Origin of the sequence: Tropicibacter alexandrii, from assembly GCF_003667315.2 — a bacterium.
GTDB lineage: Bacteria > Pseudomonadota > Alphaproteobacteria > Rhodobacterales > Rhodobacteraceae > Tropicibacter > Tropicibacter alexandrii.
On record NZ_RCTZ02000021.1, the window covers coordinates 56,828 to 76,660 of the forward strand.

A 19,833-nucleotide genomic window follows, 5' to 3' on the forward strand; every position below is an offset into this window, starting at 1 on the left:
GTCTGCCCGCGGGGCGCCCCATAGCGCCCCGCCCAATGACGCGCGCCTGCGCGGGGCCTGTTCACATGGCCGTTGATCGATCGTCCGACACGGCACGTGCGGCGCGCTGAAAAGCGGCCTTGGTCAGGTCCAGATCGTCCCCCGTCAACGCCAGAGAGGGATAGAGCTTCCCGGGCGATTTGAAGACACCGTTGGCACGCAAGGTGGTGTTCCAGACCTCGTTGATCTTTGGATCGGCGTGCTTGGCGGTGCGGTAGTCAACCGGATCGCAATCTGTGAAATAGATGTCGAACAGGGTTGGATCGCCGCAAATGCGATGCGCGATCCCGTGCTCGGTCAGTGCGGCGGATTGAAAATCCATCAATGTCTGGCCCAAGTTGCGCAGCCGCTCATATTGGCCCGCTCGTCGAAGGACTTCCATCGTCTTGAGCCCCGCGGCTGACGCCACCGGATTGCCCGAAAGCGTACCAAGCTGCATCAGCCATTTATCAGCCCCGACAACCGCCTTGTCGAAATGCGCCATGATCTCGGCGCTGGCGCCCAGCGCAGCTAGGGGGAAACCGCCGCCGATGATCTTGCCCAAGGTGCAGATATCGGGCGTCACGCCATAGCGTTCCTGCGCGCCGCCATAGGCCAGACGGAAGCCGGTGACGATCTCGTCGAAAATCAGCAGTACCCCGTGCGCGTCGCATAGGTCACGCAGGCCTTGCAGAAAGCCGGGCTGCGCGGGGATGATGCGCTGCAGCGGCTCCACGATGATGGCGGCGATGTCGTGATGTTCGCCAAGAAGCGAGGCGACCGCCTCCAGATCGTTGAAGGGCGCGATCAGGACTTCATCTGCCACGCCTTGCGGAATGCCCGCGCTGTCGGGCACCGGCGTCGGAAAATTGACCTGTTTCGATGGCGCGAGGCTCATCTGTGCCTCGGCGGACATGCCGTGATAACCGCCTTCGAATTTCAGGATTTTCGGCTTGCCAGTATAGGCGCGGGCCAGCCGAATGGCATACATGTCCGCCTCGCCGCCCGAGGTTACAAAGCGGACCTGTTCGCAACAAGGCACGGCCTCCACGATCGCCTCTGCCAATTCGATCCCCTTGGCGTTATTGGCGAAAAAGGTCATTCCCTTGGGCAGCTGTTCCAAGACCGCCTCCATCACCTCCGGGTGGCCGTGGCCCAGCAGCATCGGGCCGGACCCGATGAGGTAGTCCACGTATTCATTGCCGTCCTCGTCCCAGACGTGAGACCCGTCGCCCCGCGCGATCACGACAGAGGCGTCGAAGTTTCCGAACCCGGCGGCGGGCAGGACCGCACGGGCGCGGTCGATCCAATCGGCTTGGGTGTAAATGCGGTTCATGGGGTCAATCCAGTATCAGGTCGGGGGCGCCGAGGCGGGCTTCGTCGACGACGATGCCAAGGCCGGGGCCATCGGGCGGCGCGATGCGGCCAGCCGCGCGCGTTGGTGCATTCGGCGCGAGACGCGGGCCGACATAACCCGACAGATCGCAGACGTTCAGAACGCGGGAGGGCGCGGTCGCGGCCCCCAGATGCAGCGCCGCAGCCGTGACGATATCGCTGCCCCACGTACACTCGACGCACATCTTCGCGCCCAGATGCAGGCACAGGTCGCGCGCCCGGCGCGTGGCCGACAACCCGCCGAACTTCGACAGCTTCAAAGCGACCGCGTCCATGATGCCAAGGCGGTGTGCGTGCAGCATCGAGGCCGTGTCATGGGCCAACTCGTCCATCTTCATCGGCAGGCCCGTGGCGGATTGCACCCGCGCGCAATCTTCCAGCGTGGCACAGGGCGCTTCGAGCATCACATCCAGATTCGCAGCCCCGCGACCCACGCGGATCGCGTCCAACGTCGTCGCGCCGCAATTCCAGTCACCATAGACCAGCGGGCCGGACCCGACCGCCTCGCGCACCTTCGCCAGCCGCTCGACATCGGTCTGCCAGTCACCAGAGGCCCCCAGCTTGGCCTGAAACTGGGTGATGCCCTGGTCTTGCGCCTCTCGGGCGATGCGGGCCATCTCGTCCGGCTCGACGCAGGTGATGGAGTGATAAAGCGGCAGGGTCTCTTGCCGCCGTCCACCCATCAGGGCGTGAACCGGCAGCCCTGCAACCTGCCCGGTGATATCCCACAGCGCGATGTCGAGCGCGGATTTCGCGTAGACATGTCCGGGCAAAAAGGCATCGGCCTTGGCCATGAGCGCCTCTGCACCGACGGGATCGCCGCCAAGGATCACCGGCGCGAGTTCTTGCAAGGCCGGTGCCACGCCACGGGCATAGGCCGGCAGGTAATGCGGGATCGGACAGACCTCGCCCCAGCCCGTCAGCCCGGCATCGGTATCGAGCGCGATGACAACCGTTTCCACGGTGTCGCAGGTCTTGCCATCCGCCATGTAGTAGGCGGTATGGCTGGTCAGCGGCACATGCCAGAGCCGCAGCCGCGTGATCCGCTGCGAGGTCGCCACGGCAGACACGGAAGGCGCAACGATCCGGTTCATTCGGCGGGCTCCTGAACGGCATCGGCGCGCGGCAACAGGCTTTGCGGATCGTAGGCGGGTTCGCCCAGCACGCGGGCGGCGCGGGGTTTGCCGTGGATCACCACCTCAAGCGCGGTGCCCGGCGTGGCAGCGTGCGGTTTGACATAGGCAAAGGCGAGGATCTTGCCGACCGAGTGGCCGTAGACGACCGAAGCGGTGGAGCCCACCACCGTGCCATCCAGCATCACCGCCTCGCCACCATGCCCGTCGATCGCATTGGTTCGGCCTACCGCTTCGCTGCTTGAGGCCGGTGCGTCAGGCTCGATCTCCAGATAGGCGCAGACCCATGGCAAGTCCGTGTTCAGTGTCTTGTCGCGGCCCAGATACGCCTTGTCCGTGCGGGCAAAGCGCAGCACGTCCGCCTCAGCCAGAGTGACTTCGTTGGTCAACTCTCCTGCGCCTTTGAATGCCTTTTCCATCCGCATGACGTTCATGGCAAAGCTGCCATAGTCGGCGATCCCATGCGCCTCGCCCGCGCGCCACAGCGCGGCATAGACATCCGCCATCGCGTCGAACGGCATGTGCAACTCCCAACCCAACTCGCCCGCGTAGGACATGCGGAAGGCCCAGACTTGATGCCCGGCAATGCTGATTTCCTGCGCCGAAAGCCAGCGGAACGCGCCATTGTCGAGCCGTGCATCGGTGCAGGCGGCAAGGACGTCGCGGGACTTTGGCCCGTTGAGCGACAGCGCGCCCCACGTGCTGGACAGGGCGGTGACGGTCACGTCTTCATCCCCTTGGTGCGCGGCGAGATGATCCAGAAGGCGCTGTTCGAAGAACGCCGCGCAGACAAGGTAGAAGCGGTCAGTATTCTTTTCGCCTACCGCTTCGCTACTTGAGGCGGGGGCCATCCGCACGATCGTCGTTTCCAACTCGATCCGGCCGCGCCGGTTGAGCATATGCGTCAGGGTGATCGACCCCACCTTTTGCGGCATGCGGTTGGCGGTCAGCCGGTCCAGCAGCGCATAGGCATCCGGACCCTCGACCATGACCTTGGTAAAGGCGGTGACATCCATGATCCCCACGCGCTCGCGCACGGCCTTGACCTCGGCTGCGACCATGTCGTCCACCACCGTCCGACGGAACGCATAGTGATCCTTCTGCGCCACGCCATCCTTCGCGAACCAGCGCGGACGTTCGAACCCGTAGACCTCTTCGAAGACCGCGCCCTTGGCCTTGAGCGTCTCGTAAAGCGGCGAGGGTTTGATCGGGCGCCCGGCCAACCGGTTGAAATGCGGGAAGGGGATTTCGTGGCGCAGGCAGTAATCCTCTTTGGCTTTCACCACCTGCCAGTCCTTGGTGGCATAGCTGCCGAAGCGGCGCGGATCGTAGTCGCGCATCGAGATATCCGCCGCGCCATGGACGATCCAGCGCGCCAGTTCCCGCGTCAGACCCGGCCCCCAGCCGATGCCGATCTGCGTGCCGCAGCAGCACCAGTAATTGCGCACGCCCGGCGCCGGGCCGATCAGCGGGTTGCCATCCGGCGGATGCGAGATTGCACCATGCACATCGCGGCTGATGCCCAGTTCCGCGAAAATCGGCATCCGGTTGAGCGACTCCTCAAGCCACGGCATGACGCGGTCATAATCGGCGGCAAACAGTTCGTTTTCCGCCTCCCACGGGCAGTGATCTTCCCAGACGGTGTTGGGATTGGCCTTTTCGTAGATGCCGATCAGGCCCCGCTTCTGCTCCATCCGGATATAGCCAGACACTTTGCGGTCATCGCGGATCACCGGCAATTCCCGGTCGAGATCGCGGAATTCCGGGACCTCTTCGGTGACGAAATAGTGGTGCGTCATCGAGGTCATGGGCAGTTGCAGACCCGACCATTCGCCCATCTGCCGCGCATAGGTGCCGCCCGCGTTGACCACGTGTTCGCACAGGATGGCCCCTTGCTCGGTTTCGACCAGCCATTCGCCGGACGGCTGCTGCGTGATGTTCGTGGCCCGGCAGCGGCGGATGATCCGCACGCCCTTGGCCCGCGCGCCCGCGGCCATCGCCATGGTGACGTTGGTCGGATCGACATGCCCATCGTCAGGCGTGTGCAGCGCGCCCAGAACGCCGTCGAGATTGTAGAACGGGTGCAGTTCGGCCACCCGGTCCGGTCCGACCAGTTCGATGTTGAACCCGAGGCTGCGCCCGACCGACAGCGTGTGGCGCAGCCAGTCCATCTCATCCTCGGTATAGGCCAGCCGGAACGAGCCACAGCCATGCCATGTCACCGCCTGCCCGGTCTCGGCCTCCAGCGCACCGGAATAGAGCCCGATGTTGTAGTCGACGCATTTGCCAAGGGAAAAGCTGGACGTGGAATGGGTGATCTGCCCCGCCGCGTGCCACGTGCTGCCAGAGGTCAGCTCGGCCTTTTCCAGAAGGACCACCTCTGGCCCCCAGCCCTCATGAGCGAGGTGGTAGGCCAATCCGACCCCCATCACGCCGCCGCCAACGATGACCACGCGGGCGTGGCTGGGAAACTGCTTGTCCGACATGGTCGCGTCCTTTGTTCGGGTGAGCAAAACTTGTGGACAGGCTAAGTGGACGTGTGTACCAATGTCAATCATGAATGGCACAAATGTATCACAGCAAGTTCTGGAGCGCCTCACCGAAGAGTGGGACGCCCTGACACCCGAGGCGCAGAAGGCCGCGCGCTACGTGTTGGAAAACCCCAATGACGTGGGCGTTTCCACCGTGCGCGAGATCGCCGAGGCGGCGAATGTCAAACCCAACACCTTCGTGCGCATGGCGCGGCAGGTCGGGTTCGAGGGCTACGAGGATTTCCGCGCCCCCTTCCGCGAGGCGATCCGCAAGGGCGCGGTCAGCTTTCCCGACCGCGCGCGCTGGTTGCAGGACATCCGAAAGTCGAACGATCTGGGCGGGCTTTATGCCGACATGGTCGAAGGGGCGATCCGCAATCTGGAGGAAACCTTTGCCGGGATCGACGCCGAGGCGCTGAAAGCCGCCGCCGAGGCGATCTGGGCCAGCCGACAGGTCTTTACGCTGGGGGTCGGCGTCAACAACGCCAACGCCCGCAATTTCACCTATCTCGCATCGACCGGCATGGTCCAGTTCCACGCCATTCCCCGCCCCGGCTCGACGCCCACGGATGATCTGGCATGGGCCGACAAGCGGGACGTTCTGATCGCCATGTCCATGCGCCCCTACCGCACCGAGGTGGTGGCCGCGATCAATGTCGCCCGCGAGCAGGGCCTGACCGTCATCGGGATCAGCGACAGTCTCGCCAGTCCGGTCATCCGCGCCGCAGATCACGGGTTCGTCGTTGCGGTCGACACGCCGCAATTCTTCCCATCCTCGGTCTCGACGATCGCGCTTTTGGAAACGTTGCTGAGTTTCGTCATCAGCGTGGCCAGCGACGAGATCGTGGATCGGGTCGAAAGATTTCACCACCGCCGCCATCAGCTTGGCATCTACATGGAGGAACCGGAATGAAGGATGACGCAGGCCCCGTCCGGTCATTGGACGCGCGCTATTACACCGATCCCCGGGTCTTCGAGATCGAAAAGGCCGGGCTGCTGGCCAGGACGTGGCAGTTTGCCTGTCACGCCAGCCAGTTGGAGAACCCCGGCGATTACGTGGCCTTCGAGATGAGCGACGAAAGCCTGTTCGCGATCAAGGGGCGCGATGGCGAGATTCGCACCTTTTACAACGTCTGCCAGCACCGCGCGCATCAGCTTGTCAGCGGCGAGGGCAGCACGCGCGTCGTGGTCTGCCCCTACCACGCTTGGACCTATGAATTGACGGGCAAATTGCGCGCCGCGCCGAACGCGAAATCGGTGCCCGGCTTCGACGCATCGAAGATCTGCCTGACCGAAGTCCGCACCGAGGTCTTCCTCGGCTTCGTCTTCGTCAACCTCGATCCGAACGCCAAGCCGATGGACACGTGGTTTCCGAACGCGCGCACCGAACTGGAGGAGTTCGTGCCCAACTGGGCCGAATTGAAGCCGCTCGACTGGGTGGAGATCCCCGAAAACTGCAACTGGAAGGTCTCGGTCGAGAATTACTCGGAATGCTACCATTGCAGCCTGAACCACCCGACCTTTGCCACCGGGGTGATCCGGCCCGAAACCTACGACATCCAGCCGCAGGGCTACTGCCTGCGCCACACCACCGAATGCAATGACCTGTCCCAGATGACCTATGACATCGAAAGCGGCTTTGCCAACAATGACCGCTATTCGTCGTGGTTCCTTTGGCCGATGTTTTCCTTTCAGGTCTATCCGGGCAACTTGCTGAACACCTATCACTGGCGCGCGGTCGATGCCGATCACGTGGTGGTCTGGCGCGGCTGGTATTCGGTCGGCGGGTCCGACAACGAAACCGTGCGGCGCATGGCGCTGCAAGACCGCGCCACCACGGTCGAGGAAGACATCCATCTGGTCGAATCCGTCCAGCGCGGGTTGAAATCGCGCGGCTACGTGCCGGGGCCTCTGGTCGTCGATCCCGGTTGCGGCGTGAATTCGGAACACTCTATCCTGCATCTGCAAAAGTGGATGCGAGAGGCCGTGGATGGATGAGATGAAACCGCTCTGGGCGGCCTATCCCGAACTGCACCCCTATCACATCTTCTGGCGTATGGGGGAGGGAGAAGGCTACGTTGTCGAGTATTGGGACTGGTGGCACGCAACCTATCGTTCACGCAGTGTCGAAGACAAGATCGCCTATGTGAAACGCTATCCCTTTCGCCCGGCATGGAGCGATCAGGTGCTGCACATGATCTGGGACGTGGACTATTTCGACAATGACGAGGCCACTGCAGATGCGCTGCGGGCCGAGGCGGACGCGGACGCGGACGCGGACGCGGACGCGGACTTGGAGCCAGATTCTTGGGAATAGCCAAACCCTTCACCCGCGATCAGGCCAGAGGGATGTTGGTCGGGCTGGCCGTGGGGGACGCGCTGGGAACCACTCTGGAATTCACACCACGTGCGCAGGTCCACCCGGTCACGACGATCACCGGCGGCGGGCCGTTCAACCTGCCCGCCGGGTATTGGACGGATGACACGTCCATGGCGCTGTGTCTTGCGCAATCCTTGCTGCAACGTGGTGGCTGGGCGGCGCGTGACGCCATGACGCGCTTCGTCAATTGGCGCGATGTCGGCTATCTCAGTTCCACCGGCACCTGTTTCGACATCGGCGTCCAGACCTCGGCGGCGCTGGATCGGTTTCTTGCCACCGGCGACCCGATGGCCGGCCCCACCGATGAGACACAATCCGGCAATGGCGGCGTCATGCGGCTGGCCCCGGTGGTGCTGGCCTATGGCGCCGATGCCGATCTGACCGATTGCACAGCGCGCGAACAAAGCCGCCTGACCCATGCCAGCCCGTCTTGCCTGCAAGCCGCCCGCGACATGGCGGTCTTCCTGAGAACCGGCGACAGGAGTCTGCTGCCCCGCCCTGCCACGCCCCCGGCGGAAGCCACCGGTTGGGTGCGCGATACCATGCAGGCGGCGCATTGGGCGATGACGCAGGGGGATTGTTTCACCGATGTGCTGTGCGCTGCCGTCAATCTGGGCGGCGATGCGGATACGGTGGGCGCGGTCACGGGCCAGCTCGCCGGGCGGGTCTGGGGCTGGACAGGCATTCCCGACCCATGGCGCAAGGTGCTGCACGATCACGACATGATCCTCGAGCTGGCCGACCGGCTGTATGACATGACCCCGAAAGGACCGAACCCATGACCACATTCGACGAAGACCTGTTCCTGAAAGGCCTTGAACAGCGCAAGGCGACCTTGGGGGCCGAGTATGTGGAAAAGAACCTCGCCGCCGCCGATGATTTCACCCGCCCCTTTCAGGAGGCGATGACGGCGTGGTGCTGGGGCTTTGGCTGGGGCGATGACGTGATCGACGCCAAGACGCGGAGCATGATGAACCTGTCGATGATCGGTGCCTTGGGCAAGATGCACGAGTGGGAAACCCATTGCCGCGGCGCGATCAATAATGGTGTCAGCCGTGAGGAGATTCGCGCGATCATCCACGTCATCGGCATCTATTGCGGCGTGCCGCAGGCCTTGGAATGCTTCCGCGTCGCCCGTCGGGTTCTGGACGAAAGCTGACGGCACCGTTCGCCCGGACCCGCCCGCGAACACCCGCGGGAATTGCCGGGCTTTTGTGGACGGTGCAATCTTCTACAGGCTCTGACGCATAGCCAGACGGCTGGTTTCATCATGATCCCGGCCGTCTTCATTTTTGTCGTGAGTTGTTTCGGTCCCCCCTTGCGGGGGGCCTGCCAAGAGCGCGCCTGCGGACGCAAGCGCGGACGCCTTTACCTCAGGGGCATGCGAACGCCGCGACGCTGTCGGGGAGGTGCGCGCGGGTCAGGAATGTTCGGGCCGTATTGCCGTAGCTGGCGGTCTCGCGGCGGGCGACAAGGTCGGGGAACAGACCTTGCAGCTCGTTCAGGGCGGGCGCCTGCAAGGCCCGGATGGCCTGCGGGCCGGGGTAGAAGCTTTCGGACGGGGCGCCATTGGCAAAGACGATCTGATGCGCCTCGAACAGCAGGTGGTAATAGGTCACCGACCGGCAGCCCTTGGCCACGCGGGCCTGCCCGCCGCGGGTCTGGGCGAGGTGCTTGGCGCGCACCAACTGCTCCTCCCCGTCGAATTTCAGCAAGACGCCATGCTGCGGCGAGACCAGCAAAGGTACGTCGGCACCGGTCAGTTCGGGCGCGATCAGGATGGGTTTGAGTTGCGGCGCAGAGGCCAGCTTGCGGTGGCCCAGATGGCGGCTGCCGATCCAGACAAGCGGCTGCGGACCGTTGTCGCGGGTCAGGACGAGGTCGCCCGGGCGCAGCCTTTCGATCGGGACCGCGCCGCGCGGTGTTGCGATCATCGCGCCCTTGGTGAAACACACGACCCCGGTGTTCTCGTTGGTGAAATAGGACGGATCGGCGCTGGCCCCGGTAAAGGTGATCGACCCGCCCATCGCGATATTGTCGGAATAATCGACGGACTTGCCCGTGCTGGACAGCGTATTCGATTGGTTCAGAATGCCGTCGTCGGCCTGATCGCCATGCAATTCCCAGATCGAGTCGTAAAAGGCCGACAGGTCGATGAAGTCGTTATTGGTGTCGTCGCCATCATCCAGCGTACCAGTATTGCCGGTGTTGAAATCGGCGATGATGTCGTTGCCGTCCCCGGCGCTGTAGACGAAGACGTCGTTGCCCGTGCCGCCGACAAGGCTGTCATCGTCGACGCCGCCTTCCAACGTGTCGTTGCCATCCTCGCCCAGCAGCGTGTCATTGCCATCGGTGGCGATGATGCTGTCATCTCCCGCCCCGCCGACCAGCAGGTCGTCGCCTGCGGCGTTATGGATCGTATCGTTGCCGTCGCCGCCATAGACGGTGTCCTGACCGTCGCCGGTGGTCAGGCTGTCATCGCCCGCGCCGCCCTCGATATAGTCATCGCCCGCCCCGCCCGCGACAGTGTCGGCGCCATCGCCGCCCCGCAACGTGTCCGACCCGGAGCCACCGCTAAGTGTGTCATTGCCCGCACCAGCGGAGACCTCATGCGCGCGCAAGCTGCCGGTGCCATCGTAGCTGTCGGCCTGTGCGGTCAGGATAAACCGCTCCATCTCGTCGAATGTGACGGTATCGACCCCATCGATCAGTTCGCCACTTCTGTCGGTGCTGAAGCTGACGCTCACACCATTCGACAGGGCCGATCCGTCGATTTCGTCGCCACCGCTGACATCGCCCTCGCTGGTCGAAGCGCGGATCGAGTCAGTGCCGAACCCGTCATTCAGCACATAGGTGATGTCGCTGTCGCTGTTCCAGATATCATCGTCGCCCGCGCCGCCGTCGATGGTGACCCGCGTGCCGCTGTCATACAGGTGGATCGAGTCATTGCCCGCACCGCCGTCGATCGCGTCATCGCCGGTGCCGGTCCCCGTGGTCTCGATATAGTCGTCGCCATCGCCGCCAAAGACGGTCTCGGCCCCGCCTTGCAGGTTGATGTTGTCATAAAAGGCCGATCCGGTGACAAGGTTGTCGCCACCATTGGTGTAGACCGAGATGGAGCCGGTCAGGGCGCCGGAGGCATCGAAGACATCGCTGTTCAGCGTGCCATGAACACCTTCGATGTCGAAGAAAGTCCCGATGGCGGTGCCCGCTGCGCCGTTGAAGGCGTAGCTGCCGGTCTCGCCGGTGGTGTAGGTGACGGTGACCCCGTCGCTGGATGTGGTGGCAAAGAACTGGACGATATCCGGCGAGCCGCCGCCACCGTTGAAACCGGTGATCGTGTCGTTGCCATCGGCATTGTCGATCCAGAAGTAGTTGGAGTTGAAGTCGTCGATGGCTTCGAGCCAGTCATCGCCCGCTCCGCCGATCAGCGTATCTGTGCCGTTGCCGCCGTAGATCGTGTCATTGCCCGCGCCGCCATCCAGCAGGTCGTTGCCTTGATCGTTGGTCAGCGTGTCGTTGCCATCGCCACCTCGCAGCGTGTCGCGGCCCAGCCCGCCCACGAGGCTGTCATCGCCCGACCCCCCCTCGACGGAGTCATTGCCCGACCCGGCATTAACCGTGTCATTGCCCGCGCCGCCGCTCAGGCTGTCTGCGCCCGAGCTGGTCACGATGCTGTCGGCCCCGGCACCACCGTCGATGGTGTTGTTGCCCAGCCCCCCGTCCAGCGTGTCCGCGCCAGACCCGCCGATGACGTTGTCATTGCCGCCCAATGCGACGATCTCGATCCCGCCGGTGTCCAGCGTCGCGTCGACCACTTCGGCATTGGCGCTCAGGATCAGCCGCTCGATGTCGGAGAACGTCGCCGTGCTGGTCCCGTCGCTGATCGTACCCGCGCCGCTGCCGGAAATCGTGATGGTCAGTGGCGTGGTGGTGGCACTGAGGTCGAGCGTGTCGAAATCGGTGCCCGTCGAAACGCCCCCGCCGCCCAAAATTGTGTCGTTGCCGAACCCGTCCTCGATCACGAAGGTATCGGCGTCGTTGCCGCCCGTCAGGCTGTCATCGCCCGCGCCACCCGCGATGATGTCGTCGCCATTTTCGCCGAGGATCGTATCGCTGCCCGAACCGCCGATAATCGAATCCGCGCCGCCGTTGCCGCGGAGTTGCAGCCCGGCGCTATCGGCGCTCGCGTCGATCGTGTCATCACCGCCGCCTCCCAGAATGCGCTCGATTTCGTAGAACTGCCAGTCCGTGGCACCGCCAGTCACCGTGCCTTGTTCGTCGCCGTTGAAGGTGACAGTGAAGTTGTCGGTTACGGCCGCTCCGTTGAAGCTGAGAACCAGCCGATCGCCGCTACTGCCATTGGTCAGGTCGGCACCACCCTCGTCGCCCTCGCCGCCCCAGACGGTGATGGTGTCGCCAACCCCCTCGCTCGTGTAGTGATAGAAGTCGTCGTCGCCATCGCCACCCCAAGCGGAGTCGTTGCCCGATCCAAGGAGCAAATCGTCATCGCCGCCGTCCCCGTAGAGGAGGTCCGTTCCCGTCGAACCAGCCCAAAGCTGATCCGACCCGTCGCCACCAAGGAGGGTATCGTTTCCCTGACCGCCGAGCACCATGTCATTGCCGGTGCCAGCTTCGATGGAATCGTCGCCTTCCTCGCCCCAGATCGAGTCGTCTCCATCGCCGCCATAGACGGTGTCATTCCCGAGGTCGGCAGAAATTGCATCATTGCCAGAACCGCCATCCAGCGTATCGCTTCCCGACCCGCCGGTGAGGCTGTCATCGCCGCCGGCGCCGTCGAGGTTGATGGCCACCGTCTCTAGGCTGGCATCGACGTTGTCCGCGTTGTTGGTCAGGACGATTTGCTCGATCTCGCTAAACGTGATCGTAGTTGCACCCGAAACAACCGTCCCTGCCTCGGAGCCTGTCCAGTCCACTGTGACACTGGCGCTCAGGGCGCTCAGGTCCAGCGTGTCGAAATCGGTGCCGGTGGTGACCGTCTCGCCGCCGATTATGACCGCATTGCCCGTCGTGGCCGAGGCATAGATCAGGTCGCCATCGGCGCCGCCGTCGACAGTGTCGTTGCCCTCGTCGAACCGAATCGTGTCAGCACCGTCTTCGCCATAAAGAACGTCGTTGGCGGCCGAGCCGCCTTCGCCCCTGATCGAGTCATCGCCTGCGCCGCCATAGATCGTATCGCTCGTTGCACCGCCAAGAAGCGTATCGTTGCCGGTGCCGCCAAGGATCAGGTCAAAGCCATTGCCGGTCTGGACGAAATCGTCACCATCGCCAGCATCGACCACGTTGGTCCCATTGCCGGCATAGATGGTGTCGTTCCCGGTGCCGCCGGTGAGGGTGTCGCTTGTGACCGCGCTTGTGCGGGCGTCGATGAAATCGTTGCCAGCCCCACCATCGGCGACATCGTTGCCCAACCCGGTCAGGATCGTATCGTCACCGTCACCGCCAAGGATGGAGTCGCCGCCGTCGCCGCCGGTCAGGCCGGTGAAGTACGAGAACTGCGTTCCAGCACCGAATGTGTAGTCCGTTGCGGGGTCCCCCGCTTCTCCGACAGTGTGCAAGACAGAGCCGTCGAACAGTCTCAGGATGGTCGAGGCCGCGCTGTAATCCACGCTCCAGCCCGATGGCAGGGCGCTGAAATCCAGCGTATGGCCTGCAGTGCTCTCGCTGATCGCGGACCAGAACGCCGGGTCGTTGTAGTTTGATGTTGTGACGAAATAGACGGTCACCGCGCCACCCTGCCATGCCCTTGACGCGCAGGTACCGGTGCCGAATATCTCAACGGGTGCGCTGTGCAGGTCATGTCTTTCAACGTCCAGTCTGCGCCGCACGGGCGCGCAGTGTTGGTCTTTTCCGAGATTGCGTACGTTCTGCATGCAGTGACATGCGGTCCGTCCGAGAGCCTCGTCCCGTACCGCCGCATCACCTGTCATTGCCCATGAATCGGGAAAAACTGGGCCGATTTATGGACCTTTTGGGCATTCAAAGGGGGGCGCCCCGACGATATGCGCAATTAATACGACCAGTTTGAACCAAAGCGGCGCTTCGGGCGCGCAGCCGACGGGGACCGGGCCGCATGCCCGACCCACTGTTCGGCTCTTAAATCCGGTCCCGCGAGACCTGAATGCGTCCCAACCGTTCAGATCCCACCAGCCTCATGCGCGCGACTCTTGGTGGAGACGATTTAACCACAAGGTAAGATCACAGCGTTATCTCTACGGCAGCGGCAGCAACCATAGGGAAATCGGGATGCGCATCGTTGCCATGATTTGTGTGATACTGGGCCCTTTGATCGCGGCACCGGTGTTGGCCCTTGCTGGTCGCCCCATCCAGACGGCAACCACCTTTCTTGTGGTGGGGCCAATGAACGGCTTACCTGACATCTTGCAACGTGCGGGTGGACGGCCGATTGGCCCAACACGCGCGCCCATCGCCGTGCTCGCCGTTGCCGACACTCACCCCGCAGACTTTCCGGACCGCTTGAGGGCTGAAGGCGCTTGGCTGGTACTCGACGGGACGATCGCAGCGCAACTTTGTGGAGCCTAGAATGGAAAAAACCGAAACGTCCCTGGAAGCTGCGCAAGCAAGCGGTTTGCGCGTGGTCGGCTACATCAACGTTATGATGACGCCCGTTCCAGCGTTCGGAGCCTGGATGGCGGGCTTGTCCCCTTGGCCATTTCTGGCGATATCCTTGGTACTTGCCGCCATCACGATCGGCCTTCAGCTGCGGGGCGGGGGGATTGCACGAATGGCCGTGTCGCTGGGCGCGATGGGCCAATTGCCGTTGCTGACCGCGGCGCTGTCCGGACATCCGTGGCAGTTGGACTCCCACCTGATCTATTTTGCCGTGCTCGCCGTGCTTGTTATCTTGCAGGATCAACGGGCGCTGCTCGCCGCATCAGGGATTGTCATCGTCCATCACTTGGTATTGACGCTGCTGATGCCGACACTGATCTACCCAAGCGGCGGCTTGATCATCGACATCGCGCGTCTGGCGCTGCACGGCACGGTTTGGGTGGCCGAAACTGCAGGTCTCTTTTACCTTCTGCGTGTGCAACTCGGCCAGCGCGCGCAGATCGAGCAAGAGACAGAAAGGCTGTCCGACGCGCTGGCAAGCTCGCAAGCGTTGCAATTGAGCTTGACCAAAAAGGAAGCGGAACAGCTCAACGTCATGGGGCAGTTGAGCGCCGCTCTGACCAAATTGGCAAAAGGAAACCTGTCGACCCGGATCGAGGCGGAGTTTCCGGATGAGTTCGAGCCGCTGCGCAACGAGTTCAACAGCGCAGTCGACTCCTTGTCGGCAGCCATGGACAGCGTGCAGGAAAACGCGGACTCGATCAAAGCAGACACAAGCAGTATCGCCTCGGCTTCTGACAAACTTGCAAGACGGACGCAGGATCAAGCCAACGCCTTGGGCAGTGTGGCATCGCGTATCGACCAAATCAGCGAAGTCATGGCCTCTGCCTCGGAAGGCGCGCAGAAGGTCGCCGTGGCGACTGCCGAAACGCGGGGCGACGCGGAAAACGGCATGAAGGTGGTCGACGGCGCATTGGAAGCCATGGGCCAAATCAGGAGCAGCTCTGACCGCATCCTTTCGGTTGTCGACCTAATCGAGGATGTGGCGCTTCAGACCAATCTCCTTGCGCTCAATGCCGGGGTGGAGGCCGCTCGCGCCGGTTCGGCAGGTCAAGGGTTCGCTGTCGTTGCTTCAGAAGTTCGCGCACTTGCCGGGCGGTCCTCGGAGGCGGCGCAAGAAATCAGTGTTCTCATAAATGACAGTGCCCGCCAGATCAGAAACGGCTCGGAACTGGTCGACAACGCTGGTGCCGTATTGCGCGGTGTTCTCGAAGCGGTTCGCAATGCATCGGACTCCATGCAAAACATCGCGTCGATGGTCGGAACGCATGCACAGGGGATCGCAGAACTCAAACATACCATGGGTGAACTCGATCAACTGACGCAGCAAAATGCCGCCATGTTCGAAGAGACATCGGCAGCAACGACGGCCCTGACCGCTGCGACGAACCTGCTCAGCGACGTTGTGGCAGAGTTCAAGAATGCGGCGGAGCGGGATCACTCGCCGCAGCTAATTCGCCATGTCGCATAGGGTGTTGCCGCCGCAATCTGAAAAAAATTTGGTTGGTTGGCAATACCAACTGTAAGCGCTGTCTTCACCCCACGCGGGATCAGCTTGAGGTGGTGAAGCTCCAGGGCATCAGCTCGTCGATCCTGCTGGCCGGGTGACCGGCGGTGATCGCTTCGAGGGTCGCCTTGAGGTAGGTGAAGGGCTCCACGCCGTTGATCTTCGCGGTGGCGATCAGGGAGGCGATGCGGGCCCAAGTGCGGCCGCCCTCGTCGTGGCCGGCGAAGAGTGCGTTCTTTCTTGTCAGGGCGATCGGGCGGATCAGGTTTTCGATGGCGTTGGAGTCCATCTCGACGCGGCCGTCGTGGAGGAAGGTCTGCAGGCTGCCCCACTGGCGGTGGATGTAGGTCAGCTTCTCGCCGAGGCGTGACTTGACCGAGATACGCAGACGCTGTGCCTGCAGCCAATCACCGAACTCGGCCACGAGGGGCGCGCTGCGGGCCTGGCGGGCCGACAGGCGTTGGCCCGGGCCCATGCCGCGGATCTCGGCCTCGTTGCGGTAGAGCGCGGCGATCCGGCGTAGCCCCTCGGCGGCAATCTCCGATCCGTCACGGTCGAAGACTTCCTTCAGCTTGCGACGCGCATGGGCCCAACAATGCGCAACCGCGATCGGCGCGCCGCCCTTGCGGGAGGGGCGCGTCAGCCGGTCGTAACCGGTATAGCCATCCAGCTGCAGGATGCCGTCAAAGCCCAGCAGGATCTGCTCAGCATGGGCACCAGCACGGCTCGGGTGATAGGTAAACACGACGCCGGGCGGGTCCTCGCCGCCCCATCCGCGGTCATCGCGGGCAAGCGCCCATAGGTATCCCGTCTTGGTTCGCCCTCGGCCTGGATCCAGAACAGGTGCAGTGGTCTCGTCCATGAACAGCTTGCCCGAGGATTTGAGATGCTCGGTCAGCCGGTCGAACACGGGGCCGAGGTGGAAGGCCGCAGTGCCAGCCCAGTCCGCCAAGGTGCTGCGGTCGACCTGGATGCCGGAGCGCGCCAGGATCTGGCCTTGGCGGTAGAATGGCAGGTGGTCCGCGAACTTGGACACCAGCACGTGCGCGATGGCGCCCTCGGTCGGCAGCCCGCCTTCGACCAGCCAGGGTGCCGCAGGCGCCTGGGTGACCCCGTCCGAGCAGGTTCGGCAGGCATATTTCGGACGAATGTCGACCAGCACACGGAGCTGCGCCGGGATGATGTCGAGGCGCTCGGTGCGGTCCTCACCGATCCGGTGCATGCGGCCGCAGCCGCAGGGGCACTCAAGGCTCGCCGGTTCGATGACACGTTCGATGCGCGGTAGATCCACGGGAAGATGGCCAAGGTTGCGCTGACGCGTCCGGCGCGGGGTCCTGGTGGAGGACGCGGCCTGCTCCTTGCGGGTCTCGACCTCGGCGACGACCGTTTCCAGGTCCTCGAAGGCCAGCTGCCGGTCATCATCGCTCAGCTTTTCGGAGCCTTTCCATGCACGACATGGTTCAGCTCGGCCACGAGATGCTCGAGCCGCCGGTTTGCTTTCTTCAGAGCGTCCCGCTCCTGCAGCACCGCCAGAACCGCGGCGCGCTGGCTCTCGGGGATCGCGGACAGGTCGATGGGCGGGGCGTCGGGCATGCGCAGATTATACCGCGCCAAATGCGTCGATGCCCTATCATTCCCTGGGGCGAGTCACTCTGCCACAGCTGGTCTGCGCACCTCCAGCGATCGCACGCGGCGCCAGTCCAGGCCGGCAAATAGGGCCTCGAACTCTGCCCGGTTCAGCGTCATGGCCCCATCCCTGATCGCAGGCCAGGTGAAAGTGCTTTCTTCCAGCCGTTTGTAGGCCATCACGAGCCCGCTGCCGTCCCAGAATAGGATCTTCATTCGGTCGGCGCGCTTCGAGCGGAAGACGAAGACCGTTCCGGTAAACGGATCTTCCACCAGAGTAGACTGGACCAGGGCCGCGAGGCCGTCATGGCCTTTGCGGAAGTCGACCGGCTTCGTCGCCACCAGAATCCGCACACCCTGCGAGGGCATCAGCATGGATGCGCCTCGAGCGCGTGGACGATCTCAGCGACCCGGGCGACGGGCATGTCGTGCGCGAGTTCGATCACAACAGCCCCCCGAATGATCCTGATCAGGGCTGCCTGCGATGTTACCTCCGGACGCGCTTCCTCCTCGGCGACCTCGCAGACGACGAGCGGCGCAAAGACAGGTTCCTCGACTTCGGCTGCAGGCAGCATCAGCTTGCCCTGTTTGGCCTCTCGTCGCCACGCCGAAAGTTGATTGGGCAGAATGCCAAACCGCTCCGCTACGGCATTTACAGTCGCTCCAGCTTCCAGGGTCATCGAGACGGCCAAGGCCTTTGCTTCAGCCGGCCACCGACGATGACCCGACGCGTAGATCTCGACGCCCAGCGATTTGAGAAACGAATTTGTAGCGGACATTGCGAAACGCACTCCCCATCATGAGATGGAGATTACCTCGCAGCCGAAGCCATAATCAGCAACGTGGGGTCGAGACGGCGCTTACTACCAACTCTTACAAAGCGCACGTTCATTCTGTGGCGGGCATTGCGAACGCGGCGAAAGGCGGCTTCGATGCGCCCCATGCCGCGTCCGCAAACTAGACCCGAGGTCGGCTTTGAGCCGCCCATTCAATCACTATCGGCGAATGGCAGAAACAACGCGACCGAAGTGCTCCCCGGTTCGGACTGTATCGACAGGCCACCCCTGACCTCGCGGATCATCCCAGCCACCATCGACAGCCCAAGACCGGTGCCCTTGCCAACCGGCTTCGTGGTAAAGAAGGGGTTGATGACTTCGGGCAGTATCTTCGCGGGAATACCGTGACCCGTGTCGGAAACGGCAATCTTGGCATAGCGACCGGGGGGAAGTTTTGAGCCGTCTGCCAATGGCTCATGCTGGCTGAGACAAACGTTTCGGGCCTCGATCAGGAGCAGACCACCCTGCGGCATGGCATCGATGCTGTTCACAACAAGGTTAATCAGTCCGGAAAGCAACTGGTGCCGATCGACGCGGACAAGCATCCCGGAGTCGTGAACAGAAATATCGCAGCTGATCGATGTGGGGATAAGTCGCTTTGTCAGTTTATCGAGGTCATCCAAGATCTCCCGCAAGTCGACTGTCACCAGACTTGGCTTTTCGACCCTGGCGAACAACATCAGCTGGCTGACCGTATTCGCGGCTTGTCGTGCAGCGACCATGGCATTGTCGATGTCTTCTTGATGATCCGGTAAATCGTTCGCCATCTGCAGCAATTCAAGACTGCCCATGATCGCGGTCAGATTATTGTTGAAATCATGAGCGACACCACCGGCCAATTGACCAATGGCAGCAATCTTTTTTGCCTGATGCGCCTGCTGCGCCGACAATTCTTGATCAATTCTCATATGCCGCGCAGTCCGCAGGCTTTGCCAAAAGTAGTAATTCAGACCAACAAGTGCCAAAGCCGCACCGGTAAGCGCAATAGGTGTTTCCAGATCTGGAAGGAATCCGATAAATACGATTATACTTGTGCAAATTAAGCCGACGATTTGAATTATATTGTATATATTCAGAGTGTCACTTCGCCGGACGAGGAACAAAAGTTGCGTGCCAATCAGAACTGCTCCTACAAGAATGAGTTCTCGACTTGGACTGATGAATAATGTGACGGGCAGCCAAACAAAGGCAATCTGGAGATTGGCAAACAAAGCGGCCGAAACGAGGACCTCGTTGCGCGACACGAACGCCTTCCGCGTCGCGATATACCGGCGATGCATCAGGATAGCGACCGCGTAATAGATCGCCCAAACTAGGGGGGTCAACCATTCCGTGTATATCGAGATCAGAAATCCCGCCAATCCGACAGCAAGCATCCGCAGGAAAGGCTCGAACTGATCGCTGGATTCAATTTTGCGCAACCGCTCCATTTCGGAAGCGTAGTTGTCACTCGCGTCACTCACCTTTGGTCTGATCCTCCTTAGGCTACTGGGATTGACACCGAAATATGTGCATAGGTCGGTGACGCACATGATCAGGCGGTGGCTTGAATTTGGCGGATGCCGTAGCGGAACTCAAGTCCGCTGACACTCTTTGGTAGATGGTTGCGGCCAGGGGCGTTGCGCCGCTCCGTTTGTCTAGGCGGCATGACCTTGGGGGCGATGCTAATCTGCCCCCGGCTTGGACGTGTCGCGGTTTGATGCCGCTCCTTTGATAGCATTTATTGCAGCAAAGGAGACGAACCATGGGACTG

Annotated in this window: 13 protein-coding genes and 1 pseudogene; 6 read left to right on the forward strand and 8 right to left on the reverse strand. The window is 62.5% G+C overall.

Annotation, left to right across the window (positions count from 1 at the left end; genetic code table 11):
- Nucleotides 1–61: 61 nt before the first annotated feature.
- The 3 genes from D8Z78_RS20110 to D8Z78_RS20120 are packed head-to-tail and all read right to left on the reverse strand — an operon-like array spanning nucleotide 62 to nucleotide 5,032.
- A complete protein-coding gene (locus tag D8Z78_RS20110; RefSeq protein ID WP_121632345.1) occupies nucleotides 62–1,354 on the reverse strand; it encodes an aspartate aminotransferase family protein in 1,293 nt (430 codons plus the stop codon).
- 4 nt (nucleotides 1,355–1,358) lie between these two features.
- Nucleotides 1,359–2,507, reverse strand: a complete 1,149-nt coding sequence (locus D8Z78_RS20115) for a mandelate racemase/muconate lactonizing enzyme family protein (RefSeq protein ID WP_121632347.1) — start codon at nucleotides 2,505–2,507, stop codon at nucleotides 1,359–1,361.
- Nucleotides 2,504–5,032, reverse strand: a complete 2,529-nt coding sequence (locus D8Z78_RS20120) for an FAD-dependent oxidoreductase (RefSeq protein ID WP_121632349.1) — start codon at nucleotides 5,030–5,032, stop codon at nucleotides 2,504–2,506. Before D8Z78_RS20120 ends, D8Z78_RS20115 begins: the two co-directional genes overlap by 4 nt.
- 70 nt (nucleotides 5,033–5,102) lie before the next feature.
- Between D8Z78_RS20120 and D8Z78_RS20125 the strand changes: the two genes are divergently transcribed.
- The 5 genes from D8Z78_RS20125 to D8Z78_RS20145 are packed head-to-tail and all read left to right on the forward strand — an operon-like array spanning nucleotide 5,103 to nucleotide 8,616.
- A complete protein-coding gene (locus D8Z78_RS20125; protein ID WP_121632370.1) occupies nucleotides 5,103–5,990 on the forward strand; it encodes a MurR/RpiR family transcriptional regulator in 888 nt (295 codons plus the stop codon).
- Complete coding sequence (locus D8Z78_RS20130) at nucleotides 5,987–7,075, forward strand: aromatic ring-hydroxylating oxygenase subunit alpha (protein WP_121632350.1); 1,089 nt, start codon at nucleotides 5,987–5,989, stop codon at nucleotides 7,073–7,075. The genes D8Z78_RS20125 and D8Z78_RS20130 overlap by 4 nt, the downstream gene beginning before the upstream one ends.
- The gene (locus D8Z78_RS20135; RefSeq protein ID WP_128910870.1) at nucleotides 7,068–7,394 is read left to right on the forward strand and encodes a hypothetical protein; all 327 of its coding nucleotides are present in this window, start codon (nucleotides 7,068–7,070) and stop codon (nucleotides 7,392–7,394) included. Before D8Z78_RS20130 ends, D8Z78_RS20135 begins: the two co-directional genes overlap by 8 nt.
- Before the next feature lie 32 nt (nucleotides 7,395–7,426).
- Nucleotides 7,427–8,239, forward strand: a complete 813-nt coding sequence (locus D8Z78_RS20140) for an ADP-ribosylglycohydrolase family protein (RefSeq protein ID WP_121632354.1) — start codon at nucleotides 7,427–7,429, stop codon at nucleotides 8,237–8,239.
- Nucleotides 8,236–8,616, forward strand: coding sequence for a carboxymuconolactone decarboxylase family protein (locus tag D8Z78_RS20145; RefSeq protein WP_121632355.1), 381 nt, complete (start codon nucleotides 8,236–8,238; stop codon nucleotides 8,614–8,616). The genes D8Z78_RS20140 and D8Z78_RS20145 overlap by 4 nt, the downstream gene beginning before the upstream one ends.
- Before the next feature lie 214 nt (nucleotides 8,617–8,830).
- Here D8Z78_RS20145 and D8Z78_RS20150 read toward each other — a convergent pair whose 3' ends face one another.
- Nucleotides 8,831–13,204 (reverse strand): Hint domain-containing protein, encoded by a 4,374-nt coding sequence (locus tag D8Z78_RS20150; RefSeq protein WP_164933033.1) that lies wholly within the window; start codon nucleotides 13,202–13,204, stop codon nucleotides 8,831–8,833.
- An 818-nt stretch (nucleotides 13,205–14,022) separates the two neighbouring features.
- Between D8Z78_RS20150 and D8Z78_RS20155 the strand changes: the two genes are divergently transcribed.
- Entirely contained in the window at nucleotides 14,023–15,582 is a 1,560-nt protein-coding gene (locus D8Z78_RS20155; protein WP_240672195.1) for a methyl-accepting chemotaxis protein, read from the forward strand.
- Nucleotides 15,583–15,661: 79 nt separating this feature from the next.
- On the opposite strand, the pseudogene tnpC reads toward D8Z78_RS20155, so the two are convergent.
- From tnpC to D8Z78_RS20175, 4 genes and pseudogenes are all read right to left on the reverse strand, one after another.
- Nucleotides 15,662–17,211: pseudogene (gene tnpC / locus D8Z78_RS20160) on the reverse strand (IS66 family transposase).
- A gap of 54 nt (nucleotides 17,212–17,265) precedes the next feature.
- Nucleotides 17,266–17,619 (reverse strand): IS66 family insertion sequence element accessory protein TnpB, encoded by a 354-nt coding sequence (gene tnpB, locus D8Z78_RS20165; RefSeq protein WP_121632360.1) that lies wholly within the window; start codon nucleotides 17,617–17,619, stop codon nucleotides 17,266–17,268.
- Nucleotides 17,613–18,023: a transposase gene (locus D8Z78_RS20170; RefSeq protein WP_240672197.1), complete on the reverse strand. Its 411-nt coding sequence runs from the start codon at nucleotides 18,021–18,023 to the stop codon at nucleotides 17,613–17,615. Before D8Z78_RS20170 ends, tnpB begins: the two co-directional genes overlap by 7 nt.
- Nucleotides 18,024–18,232: 209 nt before the next feature.
- Nucleotides 18,233–19,543: an ATP-binding protein gene (locus D8Z78_RS20175; protein ID WP_164933034.1), complete on the reverse strand. Its 1,311-nt coding sequence runs from the start codon at nucleotides 19,541–19,543 to the stop codon at nucleotides 18,233–18,235.
- Between the last annotated feature and the right edge of the window lie 290 nt (nucleotides 19,544–19,833).

Excerpts from the sequence above, each read along its gene's own strand:
- D8Z78_RS20155 (WP_240672195.1), top strand. The coding sequence starts at position 14,023 with ATGGAAAAAACCGAAACGTCCCTGGAAGCTGCGCAAGCAAGCGGTTTG.
- D8Z78_RS20110 (WP_121632345.1), bottom strand. The coding sequence starts at position 1,354 with ATGAACCGCATTTACACCCAAGCCGATTGGATCGACCGCGCCCGTGCG.
- D8Z78_RS20170 (WP_240672197.1), bottom strand. The coding sequence starts at position 18,023 with ATGTCCGCTACAAATTCGTTTCTCAAATCGCTGGGCGTCGAGATCTAC.
- D8Z78_RS20135 (WP_128910870.1), top strand. The coding sequence starts at position 7,068 with ATGGATGAGATGAAACCGCTCTGGGCGGCCTATCCCGAACTGCACCCC.
- tnpB (WP_121632360.1), bottom strand. The coding sequence starts at position 17,619 with ATGCTGATGCCCTCGCAGGGTGTGCGGATTCTGGTGGCGACGAAGCCG.
- D8Z78_RS20140 (WP_121632354.1), top strand. The coding sequence starts at position 7,427 with ATGTTGGTCGGGCTGGCCGTGGGGGACGCGCTGGGAACCACTCTGGAA.
- D8Z78_RS20120 (WP_121632349.1), bottom strand. The coding sequence starts at position 5,032 with ATGTCGGACAAGCAGTTTCCCAGCCACGCCCGCGTGGTCATCGTTGGC.
- D8Z78_RS20125 (WP_121632370.1), top strand. The coding sequence starts at position 5,103 with ATGAATGGCACAAATGTATCACAGCAAGTTCTGGAGCGCCTCACCGAA.
- D8Z78_RS20145 (WP_121632355.1), top strand. The coding sequence starts at position 8,236 with ATGACCACATTCGACGAAGACCTGTTCCTGAAAGGCCTTGAACAGCGC.
- D8Z78_RS20130 (WP_121632350.1), top strand. The coding sequence starts at position 5,987 with ATGAAGGATGACGCAGGCCCCGTCCGGTCATTGGACGCGCGCTATTAC.
- D8Z78_RS20115 (WP_121632347.1), bottom strand. The coding sequence starts at position 2,507 with ATGAACCGGATCGTTGCGCCTTCCGTGTCTGCCGTGGCGACCTCGCAG.